General features: G+C 39.3%; 22 protein-coding genes and 1 tRNA gene. 13 read left to right on the top strand and 10 right to left on the bottom strand.

The features are described from left to right. The first annotated feature begins 187 nt into the window (after nucleotides 1–187). The 7 genes from DK861_RS01570 (at nucleotide 188) to DK861_RS01540 (ending at nucleotide 5,736) form a co-directional block, all read left to right on the top strand. Complete coding sequence (locus tag DK861_RS01570) at nucleotides 188–1,228, top strand: VENN motif pre-toxin domain-containing protein (RefSeq protein ID WP_109399063.1); 1,041 nt, start codon at nucleotides 188–190, stop codon at nucleotides 1,226–1,228. A 299-nt stretch (nucleotides 1,229–1,527) separates the two neighbouring features. Next, nucleotides 1,528–1,842 (top strand): hypothetical protein, encoded by a 315-nt coding sequence (locus tag DK861_RS01560; RefSeq protein WP_109399061.1) that lies wholly within the window; start codon nucleotides 1,528–1,530, stop codon nucleotides 1,840–1,842. 158 nt (nucleotides 1,843–2,000) lie between these two features. Then, nucleotides 2,001–2,132: a hypothetical protein gene (locus tag DK861_RS18560; RefSeq protein WP_275425636.1), complete on the top strand. Its 132-nt coding sequence runs from the start codon at nucleotides 2,001–2,003 to the stop codon at nucleotides 2,130–2,132. Then, nucleotides 2,129–4,195 carry a VENN motif pre-toxin domain-containing protein gene (locus DK861_RS01555; RefSeq protein ID WP_343377237.1) on the top strand — a complete coding sequence of 689 codons (2,067 nt, stop codon included), beginning with the start codon at nucleotides 2,129–2,131 and terminating at the stop codon, nucleotides 4,193–4,195. Before DK861_RS18560 ends, DK861_RS01555 begins: the two co-directional genes overlap by 4 nt. Further along, nucleotides 4,192–4,593, top strand: coding sequence for a hypothetical protein (locus DK861_RS01550; protein WP_109399059.1), 402 nt, complete (start codon nucleotides 4,192–4,194; stop codon nucleotides 4,591–4,593). The genes DK861_RS01555 and DK861_RS01550 overlap by 4 nt, the downstream gene beginning before the upstream one ends. Before the next feature lie 49 nt (nucleotides 4,594–4,642). Further along, nucleotides 4,643–5,401: a hypothetical protein gene (locus DK861_RS18555; protein WP_204101238.1), complete on the top strand. Its 759-nt coding sequence runs from the start codon at nucleotides 4,643–4,645 to the stop codon at nucleotides 5,399–5,401. A gap of 68 nt (nucleotides 5,402–5,469) precedes the next feature. Beyond that, entirely contained in the window at nucleotides 5,470–5,736 is a 267-nt protein-coding gene (locus DK861_RS01540) for a MafI family immunity protein (protein WP_109399058.1), read from the top strand. A gap of 390 nt (nucleotides 5,737–6,126) precedes the next feature. Here DK861_RS01540 and DK861_RS01535 read toward each other — a convergent pair whose 3' ends face one another. The 5 genes from DK861_RS01535 to mutY form a co-directional block, all read right to left on the bottom strand. Then, complete coding sequence (locus tag DK861_RS01535) at nucleotides 6,127–7,323, bottom strand: integrase arm-type DNA-binding domain-containing protein (RefSeq protein WP_109399065.1); 1,197 nt, start codon at nucleotides 7,321–7,323, stop codon at nucleotides 6,127–6,129. A 177-nt stretch (nucleotides 7,324–7,500) separates the two neighbouring features. Further along, nucleotides 7,501–7,576: transfer RNA gene (locus tag DK861_RS01530), tRNA-Phe, on the bottom strand. Between the two features lie 260 nt (nucleotides 7,577–7,836). Further along, nucleotides 7,837–8,907, bottom strand: a complete 1,071-nt coding sequence (mltC, locus tag DK861_RS01525) for a membrane-bound lytic murein transglycosylase MltC (RefSeq protein ID WP_109399057.1) — start codon at nucleotides 8,905–8,907, stop codon at nucleotides 7,837–7,839. Between the two features lie 63 nt (nucleotides 8,908–8,970). Beyond that, the gene (locus DK861_RS01520; protein ID WP_109399056.1) at nucleotides 8,971–9,243 is read right to left on the bottom strand and encodes an oxidative damage protection protein; all 273 of its coding nucleotides are present in this window, start codon (nucleotides 9,241–9,243) and stop codon (nucleotides 8,971–8,973) included. 29 nt (nucleotides 9,244–9,272) lie between these two features. Further along, nucleotides 9,273–10,313, bottom strand: coding sequence for an A/G-specific adenine glycosylase (gene mutY / locus DK861_RS01515; protein WP_072063549.1), 1,041 nt, complete (start codon nucleotides 10,311–10,313; stop codon nucleotides 9,273–9,275). Between the two features lie 216 nt (nucleotides 10,314–10,529). Between mutY and trmB the strand changes: the two genes are divergently transcribed. From trmB to DK861_RS01490, 5 genes are all read left to right on the top strand, one after another. After that, on the top strand, nucleotides 10,530–11,249 hold the full coding sequence (gene trmB, locus DK861_RS01510; RefSeq protein ID WP_109399055.1) for a tRNA (guanosine(46)-N7)-methyltransferase TrmB: 720 nt from the start codon (nucleotides 10,530–10,532) through the stop codon (nucleotides 11,247–11,249). Beyond that, nucleotides 11,249–11,575 (top strand): YggL family protein, encoded by a 327-nt coding sequence (locus DK861_RS01505; protein ID WP_006534836.1) that lies wholly within the window; start codon nucleotides 11,249–11,251, stop codon nucleotides 11,573–11,575. Before trmB ends, DK861_RS01505 begins: the two co-directional genes overlap by 1 nt. A 74-nt stretch (nucleotides 11,576–11,649) precedes the next feature. Continuing rightward, nucleotides 11,650–12,576 (top strand): glutaminase B, encoded by a 927-nt coding sequence (glsB, locus tag DK861_RS01500; RefSeq protein WP_109399054.1) that lies wholly within the window; start codon nucleotides 11,650–11,652, stop codon nucleotides 12,574–12,576. Between the two features lie 22 nt (nucleotides 12,577–12,598). Further along, on the top strand, nucleotides 12,599–13,336 hold the full coding sequence (locus tag DK861_RS01495; protein ID WP_109399053.1) for a DUF2884 family protein: 738 nt from the start codon (nucleotides 12,599–12,601) through the stop codon (nucleotides 13,334–13,336). Between the two features lie 173 nt (nucleotides 13,337–13,509). Further along, the gene (locus tag DK861_RS01490; RefSeq protein ID WP_109399052.1) at nucleotides 13,510–14,460 is read left to right on the top strand and encodes a siderophore ABC transporter substrate-binding protein; all 951 of its coding nucleotides are present in this window, start codon (nucleotides 13,510–13,512) and stop codon (nucleotides 14,458–14,460) included. Nucleotides 14,461–14,556: 96 nt separating this feature from the next. Here DK861_RS01490 and hemW read toward each other — a convergent pair whose 3' ends face one another. Genes hemW through DK861_RS01465 form a run of 5 tightly spaced genes read right to left on the bottom strand, consistent with a single transcriptional unit; the run spans nucleotide 14,557 to nucleotide 18,392 of the window. Then, nucleotides 14,557–15,687: a radical SAM family heme chaperone HemW gene (gene hemW, locus DK861_RS01485; RefSeq protein ID WP_109399051.1), complete on the bottom strand. Its 1,131-nt coding sequence runs from the start codon at nucleotides 15,685–15,687 to the stop codon at nucleotides 14,557–14,559. Next, nucleotides 15,680–16,273 carry an XTP/dITP diphosphatase gene (locus tag DK861_RS01480; protein ID WP_109399050.1) on the bottom strand — a complete coding sequence of 198 codons (594 nt, stop codon included), beginning with the start codon at nucleotides 16,271–16,273 and terminating at the stop codon, nucleotides 15,680–15,682. The genes hemW and DK861_RS01480 overlap by 8 nt, the downstream gene beginning before the upstream one ends. Nucleotides 16,274–16,284: 11 nt before the next feature. Next, the gene (locus tag DK861_RS01475) at nucleotides 16,285–16,842 is read right to left on the bottom strand and encodes a YggT family protein (protein ID WP_109399049.1); all 558 of its coding nucleotides are present in this window, start codon (nucleotides 16,840–16,842) and stop codon (nucleotides 16,285–16,287) included. An 18-nt stretch (nucleotides 16,843–16,860) separates the two neighbouring features. After that, nucleotides 16,861–17,679, bottom strand: coding sequence for a pyrroline-5-carboxylate reductase (gene proC / locus DK861_RS01470; RefSeq protein ID WP_072063544.1), 819 nt, complete (start codon nucleotides 17,677–17,679; stop codon nucleotides 16,861–16,863). Nucleotides 17,680–17,693: 14 nt separating this feature from the next. Then, nucleotides 17,694–18,392, bottom strand: a complete 699-nt coding sequence (locus DK861_RS01465) for a YggS family pyridoxal phosphate-dependent enzyme (RefSeq protein WP_109399048.1) — start codon at nucleotides 18,390–18,392, stop codon at nucleotides 17,694–17,696. 21 nt (nucleotides 18,393–18,413) lie between these two features. On the opposite strand from DK861_RS01465, the gene DK861_RS01460 reads away from it, so the two are divergent. Next, complete coding sequence (locus DK861_RS01460; protein ID WP_109399047.1) at nucleotides 18,414–19,418, top strand: PilT/PilU family type 4a pilus ATPase; 1,005 nt, start codon at nucleotides 18,414–18,416, stop codon at nucleotides 19,416–19,418. The last annotated feature ends 34 nt before the right edge of the window (nucleotides 19,419–19,452 follow it).

The following is a 19,452-nucleotide window of genomic DNA, read 5'->3' as shown; positions in this document are numbered from 1 at the left end:
GTGGCTACCCGCCTCAAACCCCAACTTCTTCAGCCACTTACCGCTAATAGTGAGTTGTGGGCTAGGGTTAGTTTACCCCCCTGTTCGGCAAGTAACCCACTGAATATAGTCTGGTTTTAACTCCGCTTTTATTTCCTTCTAAAACCCCACCGAGCAAGCCATTAAAGACCAAGCCTACAACAACGCCATGGCACAATACGGCACGGGTAGTGATTTCCAAAAAGCCGCCCAAGCGGTGACTGGATTACTGCAAGGGCTGGCGGGTGATAATTTAGCAGGAGCGTTAGCAAGTGCTTCATCGCCGTACTTAGCGACTAAGATTAAAGAGCTTACAACTGACCCTGCTACTGGTGAGGTTAACAAAGCAACCAATGCCATGGCGCATGCCGTATTGGGTGCTGTAGTTGCAGAGCTAAATAATCAATCCGCCGCCGCAGGAGGATTAGGTGCTGGTGGTGGTGAATTAGCAGCGAGATATATTGCGAAAGAGCTCTTCCCGAATAAAGACGTGAGTGAACTCACGGAAAGTGAAAAACAGCAAGTCAGTGCACTAAGCCAATTGGCTTCAGGATTAGCGGGTGGACTGACTACCGGTGATATGGCGGGTGCGATTACTGGCTCGCAAGCTGGGAAAAATGCGGTTGAGAATAATGCGCTCAGTGATCTTGTTGAAGCTCAAGCAGCGGGGAAAACTCCTCAAAAAGTCGCTGAAGAACGTGTAAACGCCGAAATTGAGCGCTATAAAAAAGAAAACTGCGCAGGAATGAGTGCAGGTACCTGCTCAGCTAAAATGGCAGAAGATCGCGATAAGTTCTTCAGAGAAGCCGCTTCTTTAGGTATTGATTTTGTGCCAGTGGTCGGTGATTTTAAAAGTTTTGCTGAAGCAGATGACTGGATTGATTACACATTAGCTGCGGCGGGCACATTGCCTTTTGCTAAAGTTTTCACAAAACCACTGAAAGAAGCCAAATTACTATTAAAAGCTGGTGATCTTGATGGTGCTAATAAGCTTATAAAAGAAGCGAGTGATGTCATACCAACAAAATCGCCTTCTAATCCAACCTCGCAGTCATCCAGTGGTGCATGGAAGCCAAATGATTCGAAAATTAATGCAGGTGAGTATCAAATTTCAAATGGATCCCCTAATGCGATAGATAAAGGTAATTTAGCTAATCCGATCACTCAGTCCCGTATAAATGTCCAAAATGGCAATTCAAAAGCTGGCTAGGAGCATGTTATCAAACGTCATTTTTCTGGAAATTCAAATGCTAGCCAATTTACAATTAGTGAATCCGAACTTAAATCATTATTACAAAATCCAGAGGTAGTAAAGATACCGATAAGTAAGACTCAAACGTCATTGAATAAAGCAACAGGTAAGGAAGAAATATTATATCAACGAACAATAATTTTAGATAAACAAATTGGAATTGATAAATTTAGTAATGGTCCTACGAATAAAATGACTATCCTTACTGATAAGCACGGAAATTTAGTTACAGCAACTCATGGAGTTATAAATTAAACATGAATAATAATGATGAGTTAATAAAATTCAAAGAAATTGAAAAAGAAATTATTTTACCATTTCTTCAAAGTGAGTTTTCTTTTTTAAATTCGGTAGATATTTTATATCAAGGAATAGACCAGTGCGTTGAAATTTATGCTTATTTAGTAAATAAACAATTTGTAATAGAGTTCGATCTCTCGACTATAGATCATAGTATAACTAAAAATGAAATTTTGACTGTACAAGAGTATGAAAAAAGTCTTCAAGGGAAAGGGCGAGCTAAAAAAGAAGCTCGTGATTTTTTACGAAAATTAATGCATAAAGAAGCATAGAGAATGAATATTGATTAATCATATGCAATTAATCATAAATAATTGTTGTTGAGAATAACTCACTAACTGGAGATAAAACCCGTGAATCCCTGAAGCAAAGTAATGCGTGCTGGAAGCAGCAGGTCAGGGATACACTGGGTGAAAATCTGGCATCACAGGTGACTAATGGTATACTGAATGCGATTGCTGAAACCGGTGATGTCGTCCTGTTTGCGGGAGACTCGGCCTTTGATGCCACTGCGGCGTCAGTGCCAGCAAAGACAAGATACACAGTAACTACGACAGTGTGAAAGAACAAACCGGTATATTTGCTGGTAAAGGCGGCTTTGATGTCAACGTCAAAGACCATACTCAGCTTGATGGTGCGGTGATTGCATCCACTGCGGGCAAAGATAAAAACCGCCTTGATACGGACACATTAGGCTGGAAAGATATCGACAATAAAGCCGACTTTACTGCCGAACACACGGGCGGATCGATTGGCACCGGTGGCCCAATTGGTAGCCAACTGGTGACCAATGCCGCTGGCGGATTATTATCAAACGCCAACAACAGCGGACTGGCTGAAGGCACTACCCACGCTGCCGTCTCTGAGGGGAAATGGTTAATCCGTGATACGGACAATCAAACGCAAGATATCACTCAACTCAGTCGTGATACCGACCATGCCAATGACGGCAGTATCAACCCTACCTTTGATAAAGAAAAAGAGCAAAAGCGCTTAAAACAAGCCCAGTTAATTGGTGAAATCGGTAATCAGACCATGGATATCATCCGCACCGAAGGAGATATTGCGGGTCTGAAAGCGCAGAAAGACCCCGATGCGTTAGCGGTCGCCAAAAAACAACTGGAAGCGGCGGGTAAAACACCTACCGAGCAAACCATTAAAGACCAAGCCTACAACAATGCCATGGCACAATATGGCACCGGCAGCGACTTCCAAAAAGCCGCCCAAGCGGTGACTGGATTACTGCAAGGCCTAGCAGGTGATAACTTAGCAGGAGCGTTAGCAAGTGCTTCATCGCCGTACTTAGCAACTAAGATTAAAGAGCTTACAACTGACCCTGCTACTGGTGAGGTTAACAAAGCAACCAATGCCATGGCGCATGCCGTATTGGGTGCTGTAGTTGCAGAGCTAAATAATCAATCTGCTACTGCGGGTGGATTAGGTGCTGGTGGTGGTGAATTAGCAGCGAGATATATTGCGAAAGAGCTCTTCCCTAATAAAGACGTGAGTGAACTCACTGAACGTGAAAAACAGCAAGTCAGTGCATTAAGTCAATTGGATTCTGGTCTTGCTGGTGGACTGACTACCGGTGATATGGCGGGTGCGATTACTGGCTCGCAAGCTGGGAAGAATGCGGTTGAGAATAACTATCTGAATGACTCAGAATATCGTCAAAAAACCTCACTGGAGCTAAAAGAGAAGCAAGGTAAGATCACTGAAGTCGAGCAACAGAAACTCGCTGAGCTGCGAATTAAAGATACAGAAACAACACAAAGATTACTTGATGCCTGTGCAGGCGGTGTTTCACCTGAATGTACCGCTGCTAGAAAAGACGCATTCGAAACGATAGATACCTACGTCAGTTTGACGTATCAAAATCCAAAAACAGCGCAGGCTGGTTATCAAGAAATCGAACGGTTATTGAACTCGACTTCACCCGAAGCACAGCAGGCGTACAATCTATTGGAATCCTATACTGAAGCCTTTAAAAACTTCGGTTATACCAATGAAGAAGCACGAACGCGTGCAGGTATGTATGTCGGGTCGATTTACCTATTGGGTGGTATGTCAGCGGTCGCAAACTCAGGCGCTTTAGTAAAACAGTTTGGAAAAGATGTTGCTAAGCCAAATGTAGTTCCACCGAAAGGTAGCCAAAGTATTGATGGTTCAAACACTGCTAAATCAGGAGTTACATCTCCTAAAGATAGCAATATAATTGCTAATAAAAATCAGTTGCCTGATTGGATTAATGATATTAAAACACCAAATAGTAGACATAATTTTAATAGTATTAATCAAAAAACGACGACGAAAGAACTAAATACTGTAATCGATAATTCTGTAGATGTAGCAAAAGATATGGCCGCAATAAAAAATGGTGAGGCATCAATTAAAGGAAATACAATCACCGTTAATAATAGAACTTATGAGCGAAAAGAATCGGGTGTTTTATACCCTGTTTCTGGAGATGGTTTTACAACTCTTACTAGAGCAGAGTTTAAAGCTCTCGGTGTATACAAACAATTTGGCGATACGCAAAAAGCTAGAGATATTCTGACCAATATGAATACTAGCCCTGAAGCTAGAATAAAAGCCCTTGATACGTGGAAAAGGAACCAGAAATGAGTGGTTTTGATATCATCATTGAAAAAAACGTAGCTAAAAAAGATTTAAAAAATGCTATGGCTACTGCTTTTGGCGTCTTAAAGAAAAACATATTTATATCAGATGATTATGTTGATACGCCATTAAGTGATGAAATAAAAATATGGTGTATTACTACTCCTATAGAAGGTGACTTTTCACTTAATTGTATGGTCTTTATAAGAGATGAAAATATAACATGTACAGCCATGAGAATAGTAAAAGAATTATGCAATCTTTTGAGCACCAATTGTTTAATATCAAATGAAAATGTTGATCCATTCGAGTGGATATTAATTAACCCGAATGGAAATCACGTTTTAGTAAATTTGAATTCTGATGAGCTAGAAAATAATCGTTATATTTTATCTGTAACATAGTGTTATTGTTGAGAATAACTTCTTCAAGCCTCAAGATCTGCCAACAGGTATGGCTGATTATGGGCAATCAGTTTCATCACTAGCGGTTTCAATAGCCCAAAATGATGGCAGTATAGAAGAAATCAATGCAGCCTTAACGAAAGCTGTAAAAGGAACACATCCAGAGGGGCAAGATCCAGCACTTGGAATTTTAATCGCGTGGGGTAATTTGACAGGTATTCCGCTTGAGGTATTTTTAACACAGCAGGAAATGACACCTGAAAAAGCTGCTGAAATATTAAGTAGCACGCCTCCAACAACAGAAGCGAAAGCACTTCAATTTGTGGCTGCGAAGGCATATTTAGCTTTTGTAAAAAGTGGTAAGGAAATACCTAGTTGGGATGCAGGAACGGGTCAATATAGCTTTAAAGATACAGGAAAAGTGATTGATGTTAAGCATCCTAATGGACAGTTTGATGGGAACTCATTGCCTTATAAGGATACGATAGGAAAAGTCGACCCTAAGAATTATGTAGATATACTTTCCCCTGAAGCGAAGCAGCACATATTATATGGTGATAACCTTAAGAGTGGTGGACACATATTCCCTGGCAACCTAGGAAAGACAACGTTTCCATCTAATTGGCCATCAGAAAAAATAATACATGAAATTGGTGATATAACTACATCACCAACGACTCAATGGTATGCACAAACTGGAACTGGTTTACCTTTACTAGTAAAGGTAAACCAGCTAGATGGGTTGCTTACGAAGAACGAGATGGAGTTAGGATCAGGGTTGTTTACTTACCTTCAACGGGTAAAGTAATAACTGCATTTCCTGACCCAAATCCAGTACCTAAAGCATATAAGCCAATTAAGTGAGAATTATACATCATGACTAAATTAGATATCCAAATTAAAAACTTTGGAACACTCTTTTTTGATCGCTTAAATACTGAGCTATTACAAGATGCAATTAACTATATAGAATATGATGAAAGAGGCCTAGCATTTGAAACTATTTGTGACCATATCAGTGAATATAACATCCCCATAACATCGGAGGAGTATCATATAGCAGTTGATCTTGCTAATGAGCCAAAAATGAATAGTAATGATATCAGTTTATTACATATGAAAGAGTTAATAGTAAAAAAATAATAAATTATAGAGAGCCCCATTTTATACAGGGTTCTCTCTTATCTACCTCACTCCTCAGCCAATGGGATAATCAACTGTCCGGCTTGGTCGGTGAGGAGGTAGAGGTTACCCACACCAAAACCCGTTTCTTCAATCATTTACCGCTAACTGTGAGTTAGGGAGGACTATTTTTCAGTAAGTAATTCACTTAATATCTTATTAATTTTTACGTATATCCTTTATCTCTCAATACTTTCACACATTCACTTCTATACTGTAACTGTACAAATCCTGTGTTCTTACCATATACACTACGTGTAGACCCAACTATCGCTTAAATGTATAAAAAATAACCAGCATAACGGCCATCTTTACGTTTAGATGTAAAGATGGCTGTTTATTGTTTAAAATTCACACGACCATATTTCCAGCCCCACACTCCAATTCATCAATATAATCCGCATACCACTGCATCATTTTTCTGCGTCCATCCATATACTGAGCATGGTTATATGTACCGCGGATTGCATTCTTATCGATATGAGCAAGCTGAGTCTCAATCCATGCGGAGTTATATCCTTTCTCATGCAATATCGTGCTCATTGTGTGGCGAAAACCATGTCCCGTCGCTTTACCATCATACCCCAATCGTTTTAAGACCATATTGATACTGGCTTCACTCATCGGCTGATTGATATTGCAACGTCCTGGAAAAACTAATTGATATTGGCCCGTAAAAGCATGTAGTTCTTTTAAGATATCAAGCACTTGTTTTGAAAGAGGAACAGAATGCGGTCTACGCATCTTCATTCTTTTCTCAGGAATTAACCAAAGTGCATTATCCAAATCAAACTCACTCCAGCTAGCGGCTCTAAGCTCAATAGTTCTCACTCCGGTTAATAACAGCAGTTTAGTGGCTAAACGAGTAATAGGACTGCCTGTGTATTCAGAAAGCTTCTGTAATAGTTCAGGAAGCTCTTGAGTGGTTAGGTGAGGGAAGTGTTTTGTTTTTGGTGCTTTAAGCGTTTCGGTGAGTTCTGCGGCTGGATTAACCGTCGCTCGCCCTGTTGCAATAGCATAACTAAAGATTTTATTACAGAATTGCCTAACCTTACGCATTTTTTCTAAAGCTCCACGCTTTTCGATCATCCGTAAGATCTCCAACATTTCTAAAGGAAAGATCTCGGCAATAGGGCGTTTAGCTAAATAAGGAAAGATATCTTTATCTAAAGCATCAAGAACACTTTTCGCATAGCTTCCAGACCATTCTGATGATTTATAAGTGTGCCATTCGATAGCTATAGATTTAAATGTATTTTCTACGGTGATCTTTTTAGCGAGCTTCTCTAGCTTCTTTTGCTCAGATGGATCGTAACCTTCGGCTAATAGCTTTCTGGCTTCATCACGTCTAATGCGCGCATCGGCAAGAGAAATGTCAGGGTAAACACCAATTGATAATTTTTTCTCTTTACCTGCGAAGCGATATTTCATCCGCCAGTAACGAGAGCCATTAGGTTTAACGAGAAGGTAAAGTCCACGCTCATCAGAGAGCTTATACTCTTTGTCTTTAGGTTTGGCAGTTTGTATCTGCCGGGCGCTAAGTGCCATAATGGGGGCCCAAAAATTACATTGAACACGATGAGCCCCTAAAAAAGCCCCCAATAGACGCTTGATTTAGGTTGAGTCGTATTGAAGTCAGTGAAGCTCGATGAGTGATAATACAAGGTAATTCAATGAATATAAAGGAGTTTACTTGACTTGAGGAGACCACTGTAGAAGTGAAAGTGGTGCCCGAACTCGGAATCGAACCAAGGACACGGGGATTTTCAATCCCCTGCTCTACCGACTGAGCTATTCGGGCAACGGGGCGTATTAAACCCGATATCGCTTTGCTCGTCAATGTTATTTATCACAAAACCGTTTGATTGCTGTTTTTTTAAACTTATTGATTAATAAAACGCTATTTTTCATGAAAAAAGAGCAAAAGTGGAGTTAAAAAGGTTTAGTGGTATACATAACAAATGATGATAGAAATGTGATAAGACGAGCTATCGAATCGTAATTATAGAAAAGCTTCCCCAAATTTATTGAGGAAGCTTTATTTTTTAGACTAATTATTAACTAACGATAGTTACGTTGAGCTGTACTGACCTTCTCAAGATAGCGACGAGATTGGTCGGCAGGGTGCTTATTACGTAATGTGGTATACACTTGCGTTGGTTCTAAGTTGTTAATCATGGCAGCTGCTTGTTTCTTATCGTTATGGAAGATCCGTAACACACTACCTGCACCACCGTTATAAGCCTGTATAACGGCATAGCGGCGGGAAATAGGATCTTTGATATCACCAAGATAGCTGTTTTGTAGTATTGAAATATAAGCAGCACCCGCATCGATATTATTAGCTGGATCAAACAAGTAACTGCGGCTTGGTTGTCCTGATTTACCTTGCATGCGGAATACATCTCGACCAGCCGTTGCTGGCATGATCTGCATTAAACCTAGAGCATCAGAACTACTCACGGCATATGGGTTAAAACTTGATTCAATTTGCATAATAGCTAGGATAAGCGAAGGCTCAACACCATATTTAGCTGCCGCTTGTTGAACTAACGGTAAATATTTATGAGCACGTTTATCAAGGTGGTTAGGAACAAGATTAATGGTGACATACCAAATTGTATTTATACCAGATTGGCGTTTTTGTAATTTATTAGCAATCAGGTAATCAGCAAATTTATTGGCTCTCCATTCCCAGCGTATAGGTTGCCCTGTATTATCAAGAACCTGCCCAGATAAAAAAGGTTCTGTACTGTGAGGGATGTTATTGACATCAGAATAGAGGTCGATAGAGCCTGGATCTTCGCCCATCAATAACGTTGTGATAATCGCTTTATGTAATTGAAATTGAGGAGCATCACCACCTAATGTTTCTATCGTGATGGTACCCGCTTCAAAGTTAATATGGCTACGGGTTTTATAAGCGTCAGTATATTTTACGTAGTCTTTAGGACCGGCTATTAAAACTTCCTTCATACCCCAAATCATTTCGATATTATTGGCAAATTGTCCCATAAGAATATCGAACGCATTGGTGTCCTTTGCATAATCAGGTTCAAATGTCTTAGAGGGTTGGCTACTACATGAAATGAGTAGTGGGGCGATAATTAGCAAGAGAAGGATTTTTTTCATGGTCAATTGAATCGCTATGGTGAATAAAATACCAGAGCCTTAAAGACTCTGGAAAAGTGAATATTATTTTTCAGGTGGAGTGTAGCCGTCAATATGAACATCATGGCCTTCAAATAAAAATCGTACCATTTCTTGTTCTAATAGTTTGCGATCATCAGGGTTCATGGTGTTAAGTTTTTTCTCATTGATAAGCATGGTCTGTTTTGCCATCCATTGAGCCCATGCTTCTTTTGATATCTCATTGAAAATGCGCTTTCCAATTTCTCCTGGGTACAACTGAAAATCAAGTCCATCAGTTTCTTTGTTTAGGAAAGTACAAAAAATAGTTCTGCTCATAATAAATCCTCAATATCGCAGGGATTAGCTTAGGCTAATTGTCTAAGTAAATTCTCTACAGGTGCTGCTAACCCTATGTTTGCAGGAGCCTGTAAGTTATACCAAAGTCCTTTTTGCTCCTCCATCATAGAGGTAAACGCTGAGAGTTTTACGCAAATTGGCACAATATCTAAATGAAAGTGGCTAAAAGTATGCCTAAATGAAATTAGTTGTTCTGATTCATTATTATCGAGCCTATGCTCAGTTAACCACTGTTCTAAAAGCGCTTTTGTTTCAAATTGAGGAAAGGCAAATAATCCCCCCCATATTCCTGCTGGCGGTCTTTTATCTAACCAAACCAGATTATCATATTGTAAAATAAGAAAATAAGTTATTTTCTCTGGGATAACTTTTTTAGGTTTTTTCCCAGGATAATCCGCCCAATTGTTTTGAGCATAAGCGATACAACCTGTATTTAGTGGACATAGTTCACATTTAGGTTTGCTTCTAGTACAAACCATTGCACCTAAATCCATCATTGCCTGATTAAAATACTCGACACCTACAGTTGGGGTAACGTTTTCGCTGATCTCCCACAATTTTTTTTCAACTTCTTTTTTACCCGGCCAGCCTTCAACGGCATAACAACGTGCTAAAACACGTTTCACATTACCATCAAGGATTGGGTAAGGTTTTTTCAGTGATAACGATAAAATAGCACCAGCAGTTGAACGCCCAACACCCGGTAAAGCACAAACGTCCTCAAAGGTATCAGGAAACTGTCCTTGATGTTTATCTACAATGTGTTGTGCTGCTTTATGCAAGTTTCTGGCTCTTGCGTAATAACCAAGGCCCGTCCATAAATGAAGCACTTCATCTAATGGTGCTTTAGCTAACGTAGCGACATCAGGAAAGCGTGAAATAAAACGCTCAAAATAAGGAATAACCGTTGCAACTTGGGTTTGTTGTAACATTACCTCAGATAACCAAACGTGATAAGGCGTTTTCTCTTGCTGCCAAGGGAGCGTTTTACGCCCATATTTGTGATACCAATTAAGTACGACTTGCGAAAATTGCAGAGCTTCCATCATGTTTTATTTTATTAACTCATGTTCTGATTAAGATAAGATTGCACCACAGAGAGAATAAACTGTAAACACTCTTAATATTTATCTTATAGAGTGATGCTTCTATAAACGACTCTTGCTAAACTTAGTGATCTTTGGATAATGTCGGTTAAGTTGCACTATAGCGACATTATAACGGTTTTAAGTAAATAATTGGCCTAACGACTGACAGTATTAGACATGATCAAGAATGTAATTTCTCCGGAATTCAATGAAGAAGGGCGTGCCTTACGACGCGTTCGTAGTTTTGTTCGTAGACAAGGCCGTTTAACGCCTCGTCAAGAGCAAGCATTAGAAACACAGTGGCCTGTCTTTGGTATTGAATATCAACCGGAACCCATCGACTTCAGTCAGGTTTTTGGACGCGAAGCGCCTGTAATTTTAGAAATTGGCTTCGGCATGGGCGCATCGCTCGTGACTATGGCAAAAAATACACCAGAAAATAACTATTTCGGTATTGAAGTACATGCACCGGGTGTGGGTGCTTGTCTGGCAAGTGCTGAAGAAGAACAATTAACTAATTTGCGAGTCATGTGTCATGATGCGATTGAAGTACTCAATCACATGATCCCAGATAATAGCTTAAAAATGGTTCAGTTATTCTTTCCTGATCCGTGGCACAAAGCGCGTCATAATAAACGCCGTATTGTTCAAGTGCCTTTTGCAGAATTAATTTTAAAAAAATTAACGTTAGACGGTGTTTTTCATATGGCGACAGATTGGGAACCATATGCAGAACATATGCTTGAAGTGATGACAAGTGTTGAAGGCTATCAGAATTTGTCAGAAACTCAGGATTATGTACCACGACCAGCAACACGCCCAGTGACTAAGTTTGAGAAGCGTGGTCATCGTTTGGGGCATGGTGTATGGGATCTTATGTTTAAGAGGGTAAAATAATGGCTAAACAACGTAGTCGCCGTTTACGCAAAAAAATGCGTATCGATGAATTTCAGGAATTAGGTTTTTCAGTTAAATGGACTTTCCCAGAAAATACCCCAATTGAGGAAGTGGATCGCTTTGTTGATGAACTGATCCTCAAAGTCATTGAGCCAAATGGGCTGGCATTTGATGCAAGTGGTTACCTGAGCTGGGAAGGCCTAATTTGCTTACAACAAATTGGTAAATGTACAGAAGAGCATCGCCAATTAGTCGAAAACTTCCTAAAAGAGAATAAAATGCAAGATGTACAGACCTCTGAACTATTTGATGTTTGGTGGGACTGATAGAAAGTTATACATTTAGCAAATAATTACAAGGGCATCCAAAAGGATGCCCTTGTCTGTCTGGGGAAGGGACTGTGACTACAACGTTATCTAACGCATTACTGTCAGATATTTTGCAACAAATTCGCCCATTAATCGGGCAAGGAAAAGTCGCGGATTATATCCCCGCGTTAGCCCAAGTATTGCCAGAACAGCTTGCTATGGCTGTTTATACGGTGGATGGTGAACTCTATCAATCGGGTATGGCAGACAAACGTTTTTCTATTCAATCTATTTCTAAAGTACTTAGTTTAACACTCGCTTTAACTCGTTATGAAGAAAATGAAATTTGGCAACGAGTAGGAAAAGAGCCTTCAGGTCTGCCTTTTAATTCCTTAATACAATTAGAGATGGAAAAAGGGATACCTCGGAATCCTTTTATTAATGCAGGTGCTATTGTTATCACAGATATGTTGCAGTCTCGATTAAGTGCACCAAAGCAAAGAATGTTAGAAGTTATTCGCTTTTTAACGGATGCTCCTGATATTTGTTATAACTCAGTGGTTGCAAAATCAGAGATGGAACATCTTAATCGAAATGCATCAATTGCTTATCTGATGAAATCTTTTGGTAATTTTGAGAATGATGTTATCACGGTGCTGGAGACTTATTTTCACTATTGTTCAATAGAAATGAGTTGTACTGAATTAGTGCGATGTTTTAGTTATTTAGCGAATCAGGGGGTAAGTGTTGGGAATAAAAATCAGATTATTACGCCAAGACAAACCCGTCAAATAAATGCGTTAATGTTAACTTGTGGTATGTACGATGGTGCCGGTGAATTTGCATTTCGTATTGGGATCCCAGGAAAATCAGGTGTTGGAGGTGGCATTATTGCTGTCGTTCCTGATGCTTTTACCGTTGCAGTTTGGTCACCAGAGCTGGATAAATCAGGTAACTCATTAGCAGGTTGTGCAGCACTTGAATTATTAGCAAACAAAGTTGGGCGTTCGATTTTTTAGCCATGTTTTCAGGAGAGTTGTTATGAATTTAAGAAATGTTGCTGTTGCACTGTTTTTTGTTGCAGGCTCTGCCAATGCATCTCCCAGTTTTGATTGTGCTGTAATGCCAAAAGATGATTTACGCATAACCTCTGAATTTGTTGAAGTCGCTGGTTCAAATAGTTTAATGGTAATTTATCCTGACGGGTCATTATTTCAAAATGAAAAAAGCGCCACATTGACACCACAGCAACAAGAATTAGCCAAAAAATATCAAGCTACAGTAAGACGAGACGTACCTTGGTTAAGAACTGAAACAGGGGCAAAACTGCAAGATTCTCGCAAAGTACTTGATAAAGTAGTAATTGAAGCTTTTGGTAAAGAAAGCAATATTCTCAATAGATTAAGTAGGTTAGAAAAAGATCTTAATCAACAAATGGATAGAGTGGTTAGTATAGAACCAAATAACATCACCTTTCATGCTCAAGCGATTAAAGAAGTTGAAGCCAAAGGCCGTGAAATCGTAGAAAGCAGCCTAGGTGGTATGTTGCAAGACAGCATTAATGAATTGGGGAAAAAACAGTTATTAGCGGCTGCTGGTGGTGACAGTAAAAAAGCATTAGGTGGGTTATTAGGAAGCTTAGATGGTTTCCAAAAGATTATAGATCAGGAGTGGAAGCAACAAGAAGCAGCGTTTACTCAATTTGGTCAGCAAGCTTGTAGTAAGATAACCCAAATGGAAAATCAGCGAGTTGAATTAATTAATGCATTAAAGAAGTAGCTGCTCCATTTCTCTAATGATTGAGTTATTAACCAGATAGTTAATAAGCTTTATAAATGACGAATTCACAATAATTGAAAATAACAATGAAAATCATTCTTATTCAATTGACTTGTGAGGGGAGCTGTTTAGAATGCCCTGTTTGAGTATTCCACTTAAACAGGGCTAAATTAATGAAGAAGATCCTTCCTTTAGTTATCGCATCTATCCTTTCTGTAACGAGCTTCTCTGTGTTAAGCAAAACGCCAATTGAATATCAACCTAACCAAGTTATTAGTCAGCAGAGTGACAAGATGGTGATTAAACATCAGTTGGGTGAAACAACGGTCGCTAAGAACCCATCAAAAGTGGTTCTATTTGATTTTGGTCTCTATGATTCTTTAGTTCAGTTAGGTTTAGCCGATAAAGTGGTCGGGTTACCGTTAGGTAATGCGCCTGCTTATATTAAAGGAAGTATTGCAAGTAATGTTGCTAATGTCGGTGGCATGAAAGCACCTGACTTAGAAAAATTAGCTGAAATTAAACCTGATTTAATCATTATTACTGGTCGACAAGGTGCCTCTTATGAAGCTTTAGCGAAAATTGCACCTACTGTTAATTTAGGTACTAATAGCGCTAATTATCTCAATTCAGTTGAGTCGAATATCAAATTATTAGGTGAGTTATTTGATAAACAGCAAGCGACTCAAGAACAAATAGCTAAATTAAATGCCGTTATTGAGCAAGCTCAGAAAAAAGCCACTGGATCTGATAAAAAAGTATTAGTGTTATTACACAATGCTGGCAATTTAATGCCTAATAATCAAAGTGTTGTTTATGATGTTGTTAAAGCAAAAAGAGCAGAATTACCACCTGTTGCCGAGGAAGATAAAGGTAAACGTCGTATAGTTACATCAGAAATGATCGCAAAAGCTAATCCAGATGTTATTTTTATTGTGGATCGTAGCGAAGCGATTGGCGCGGATAAATTAGAAAAAAACGCATTTGAAGATGATGCTATAAAAACAACTTCAGCCTATAAAAATGGTGATATCGTTTATCTGCAAGCTGATCTTTGGTATCTCTCTGGTGGTGGTTTAGATAGCTTAGCTAAACAAATTGAAGCAGTAGAGAGTGCGCTTTAATTTATTAATCTTTAAGGTTTGTTATTAAAGAGAAATGCCCAACTGAGAATAACAGTATGGGCATTTTTTTAAGCGAACTATTTGAAATCAGTAATATTAAAGAAATAGTTCAAGCAATGAGTTGAGGAATAGCTTGCCATGAGGTGTAATTTGCCAGTGAGTGTCTGTTTCATTGATATAACCTAAAGCCAAAGCTTCATCTATCTGATGGCGAATAACCTCTTCAGAAAGCCCAGTATAATCGCTGAAATCCTGTCTTGGAAATGCTTCTAATAGACGAAAACGGTTCATAAAAAATTCAAATGGACGGTCATCATTATCAACAAAATGTTGCTGGTCAAGATAACGGCCTTCCATAAAACCTTTAGGGTGTTTGGTTTTTACTGTTCGCATGATGCGACCATCTTCAAAGCTTATTTTTCCATGAGCACCACAACCGATACCTAAATAATCCCCAAAACGCCAATAGTTTAAATTGTGTTCACACTGAAAGCCCGGTTTGCAATATGCCGATGTTTCATATTGTTGATATCCTGCGGCTGTCAATAATTTATCGCCTTCTGAAAAAATATCCCACAGCATATCGTCATCAGGTAATTTAGGCGGACGGGAACCAAATTGTGTGTTGGGTTCAATGGTTAATTGATACCAAGACAAATGGGGTGGCGATAATTCTATTGCTTGCTGTAAATCCGAAAGCGCTTGAGATAATGATTGGTCTGGTAATCCATGCATTAAATCTAAATTAAAGCTCCGTAAGCCTAATTTTTTGGCTAAACGAGCCGCATTTTTAGCTTCATCTGCATCATGAATGCGCCCTAAGCGAATAAGTTTATCATTACCAAAACTTTGCACACCAATAGAAATACGATTTACGCCAGCACGTTGGAATCCAGCAAAGCGCTCAGCTTCTACGGTTCCTGGATTCGCTTCCATGGTAATTTCTGCATTCGGGCTAACAGCTAGACGTTCTTTAACGCCATAAAGCAAATCAGCCATTGATTCAGCACTTAATAAACTTGGTGTTCCACCACCAATAAATATTGTTTGAACTTCACGAGAATCAACATGAATAAGATCAGCATCTAAATCATTGAGTAAATGTTGCACATATTCCTGATGCGGTACTTCACCCTTTAAGGTGTGTGAGTTGAAATCACAATAAGGGCATTTTTGTACGCACCAAGGAATATGAATATATAAACTTAATGGGGGCAACTTAAGCATTCTTAAGGGCATCCAACATTAATTTAAGTGCTTTACCACGATGAGAATGCTGATTTTTTTGCTCTTTAGTTAATTGCGCAGCGGTGCAATTTAATTCAGGAACAAAGAAAATAGGATCGTAGCCAAATCCTCCTTCACCGTGTATTTCAGTGCTTAATACGCCGTGCCAAATACCGTGGAAAATCAGCGGAGTGGGGTCGTTCTCATGGCGCATATAAACCAATACACAGTTAAATTGTGCTTGGCGTTTTTCAGCAGGAATATCTTTCATTGCATTAAGCAATTTATCCAGATTTTGCTGATCGCTTGCATCAATACCTGCATAGCGTGCTGAGTAAATACCCGGAGCACCGCCTAACGCATCTACCGAAATACCTGAGTCATCAGCAATTGCTGGAAGACCGGTCACTTTTGCAGCATGACGTGCTTTAATCAGTGCATTTTCAACAAAGGTTAAGCCAGTTTCTTCAACTGAATCAACACCAAGTTCTGTTTGAGCAACAATATCTAAACCAAAATCAGAAAGCAAAGAGGCTAGCTCTTTGACCTTTCCCGGATTTCCTGTTGCGAGAACAACTTTTTGCATGAGTGTCATCCTCAGTAAAGCGTTACGCTAAGTAACCATTGTAAAACGTCTACGCGCAGATAATTTAGAGCGTAAAGCACAAGAATAACAATCATTGCAGAGAAATCTAAACCGCCCATTGCCGGAATGATACGACGAATGGGTGCCATTAAAGGTTCTGTTAATTGAAATAAAAGATGATCAATTGGGTTACGTCCTTGGCTTACCCAGCTAAGAATTGCGCGGATAATGATCAACCAAAAAATCATCTTACCTGCTGCTGTGAGCAGTTCAATAAAGGCAAATGGGAACATTAAGGAGAAAGGAATTGATGTTCCTGATAAGTAAGATGGAATAATAATACCAATCAGAATGAGTATATAGGCTAATAAGACTGAAGCGGTATCAATAGGGCCAATAGAAGGAATAACGCTTCTTAATGGGCGAACAATTGGCTGTGTGATCTTGACGATAAATTGTGAAAAAGGATTATAAAAATCAGCTCTGACACATTGCATCCAAACACGTAATAGAAGGACGGATGTGTAGAGTTGAAGAAGAGTCAGAATGACGAAATTTAAAAAATTCATTAGTTGGCCCTGATGAAATTAAAATTGTTTTTCCATTTCTTGCGCACGTTTAATCGCAGCTTGCATGGCAGAAGCGACGTTTTCAGGTAATTTACCTTCATAAAACTGCATAAGTGCAGCCGCTGTCGTTCCACCTTTTGATGTTACCTGTTCGCGTAAAGTTGAGAAAGGTAACATATGTTGTTTTTCAGCTAAGGCAGTAGAACCACTTGCTGCTTGTTGCACGATGGCTCTTGCTACATCAGGTGAAAAACCTAAACGTTCAGCTTCTTGTTGCATTGATTCCATAAACAAGAAGAAATAAGCAGGTGCACTACCAGCAACGGCGATAATATCATTGATGGCAGATTCTTGCTCTACCCAAACAGTTGTTCCGACACTTTTCATTAATTCGTCGGCAAACTGTTTATCTTGAGATGAAAGTGAATTGTGCGCGAACATACCACTTAAGCCTTTACCTACCAGTGCTGGAGTATTTGGCATAATACGAACGAGTTGTAATTGAGTTGCAAAATAGTCGTTATATCGAGTAGCAGGAATACCAGCCGCGATAGTGAGGACTAACTTTTTACTCATTGCGATATTTTGTAAGGGCTTACAAACTTCTTCCATCATTTGTGGTTTTACTGCCAGTACAATAACATCTGCTTTTTGAACGGCATCAATATTGTCATTAGTACTATGAATGCCGAACTCTTTTTCTAAAGGTTCACGGCGAACGGAAGAAGGTGAACTGACGGTTATCTTATGTGCAGGATATCCACCTTGAACCAACCCTGCAATAATGGCCTGAGCCATATTTCCAGCGCCAATAAAAGCGATGTTACGATGTTCCATATAAACCTCTATTTTTACTTAGTCGCGTAATTCCTTGCGCCAAAAATTGCTGTACCAATACGAACGAGTGTTGAACCACAAGCAATAGCTGCTTCCATATCACTCGTCATTCCCATAGATAACGTATCTATATCGGGATATTGAGATTGTAATTGCTTAAATGCAAGATGCATTTTTTCTAACACTTCAACTTGTTTGTCATACTTGCTTTCAGGTGCTGGGATAGCCATTAATCCGCGTAATTTAATGCCTGAAAGAATAGAAATTTGTGCCGCTAGCCCATCAAGTTCAGTGAGACTAATCCCTGATTTGCTGTTTTCATCACTGATATTGATTTGAATAAGTACATTTAATGGTGGCAATGAAGCCGGACGTTGATCACTTAATCTTTGCGCGATTTTTAATCTATCAATGGTATGGCACCAATCAAAATTCTCAGCAACAAGGCGTGTTTTATTTGACTGTAAAGGGCCGATAAAGTGCCAAACTAAGGTATGGTTATCAGCAAAATAATGGATTTTATCAACGCCTTCTTGGACATAATTTTCACCAAATTCAGTTTGTCCACACGCGATTGCTTTTTCGATGTCGCTCGCAGGTTTTGTTTTGCTCACTGCAAGTAGTGTTATTTCTTTTGAAGAACGGCCGCATTTCTGTGCTGCTGTGTCAATGTGAGACCTGACATTGACGAGATTCTGTTTAATAGTATTCATGGCAACTCAGGAGATAATAAGATGAAAATGGAAAATTTAATTGCGTATAGTGTAAAGCATAACGCGTCTGATCTGCATCTTTGTTGTGGCGATGTACCACGATTACGGATCAATGGAATACTTTATCAACAAAATCAATGTAAACCTATCACTTCAGATAGTTTACTAACGTGGTTCAGGCCTTTTTTAAGTGATGTTCAAAAGCAAACTTTTGAGAATGAAGGGCAGGTTGATACCGCGCTTACACTGTCTTGTGGACAACGACTGCGTGTTAATTTATTTCGTCAACAAAAAGGTGTTTCTGCAGTATTAAGAATAATTGAAACACAAATTCCTTCTTTAAATAAACTTCGAGTACCTAAGTCGGTTTCAACATTATTAGATAACTATTCTCATGGGCTTATTTTAGTTACTGGGGCTACAGGCAGTGGTAAGTCATCAACATTAGCCGCGATGATCAATCATTTAAATCAATATCAACGTCAGCATATTTTGACATTAGAAGATCCAATCGAATTTATACATAGCAATAAACAAAGTGTTGTTCAGCAACGAGAGATTGGACGTGATGTGCAAAATAGCGCAAGTGCAATAAAGAGTGCTTTACGTCAAGATCCAGACGTTATTATGCTAGGTGAGTTAAGAGATGTACAAAGCATTAAGTTGGCATTAACGGCAGCAGAAACAGGACATTTGGTGTTAGCAACATTGCATACTCAAGGGGCGGTACAAACGCTTGAGCGCGTGACTAATGTATTCACAGGTAATGAGCGACAATGGATTTCATCACAATTAGCGTGCAGTTTGAGGGCGATAATTTCACAAGAGTTGGTGCCTTCAACTGACGGTGGGCGAGTGGCATTATTTGAAATAATGCGGGTTACGCAAGGCATTTCGCATCTTATTAGAGAAGGGAAATATCACCAGGTAACAACATTAATACAAACGGGTAGTGAATATGGCATGCAAACCTTCATGTTAAGTCGCCAACAACGTCAACATGAAGGATTAATTCAACGAGATTAATTGATTAAGAGCGAGATTAATAAGAACAGTCGTT

The sequence above is a fragment of the Proteus sp. TJ1640 genome (genome assembly GCF_003144445.1).
Lineage (GTDB): Bacteria > Pseudomonadota > Gammaproteobacteria > Enterobacterales > Enterobacteriaceae > Proteus > Proteus penneri.
The sequence above is the reverse complement of the archived record's forward strand: the minus strand, read 5'-3'. Positions and strand labels throughout refer to the sequence as shown.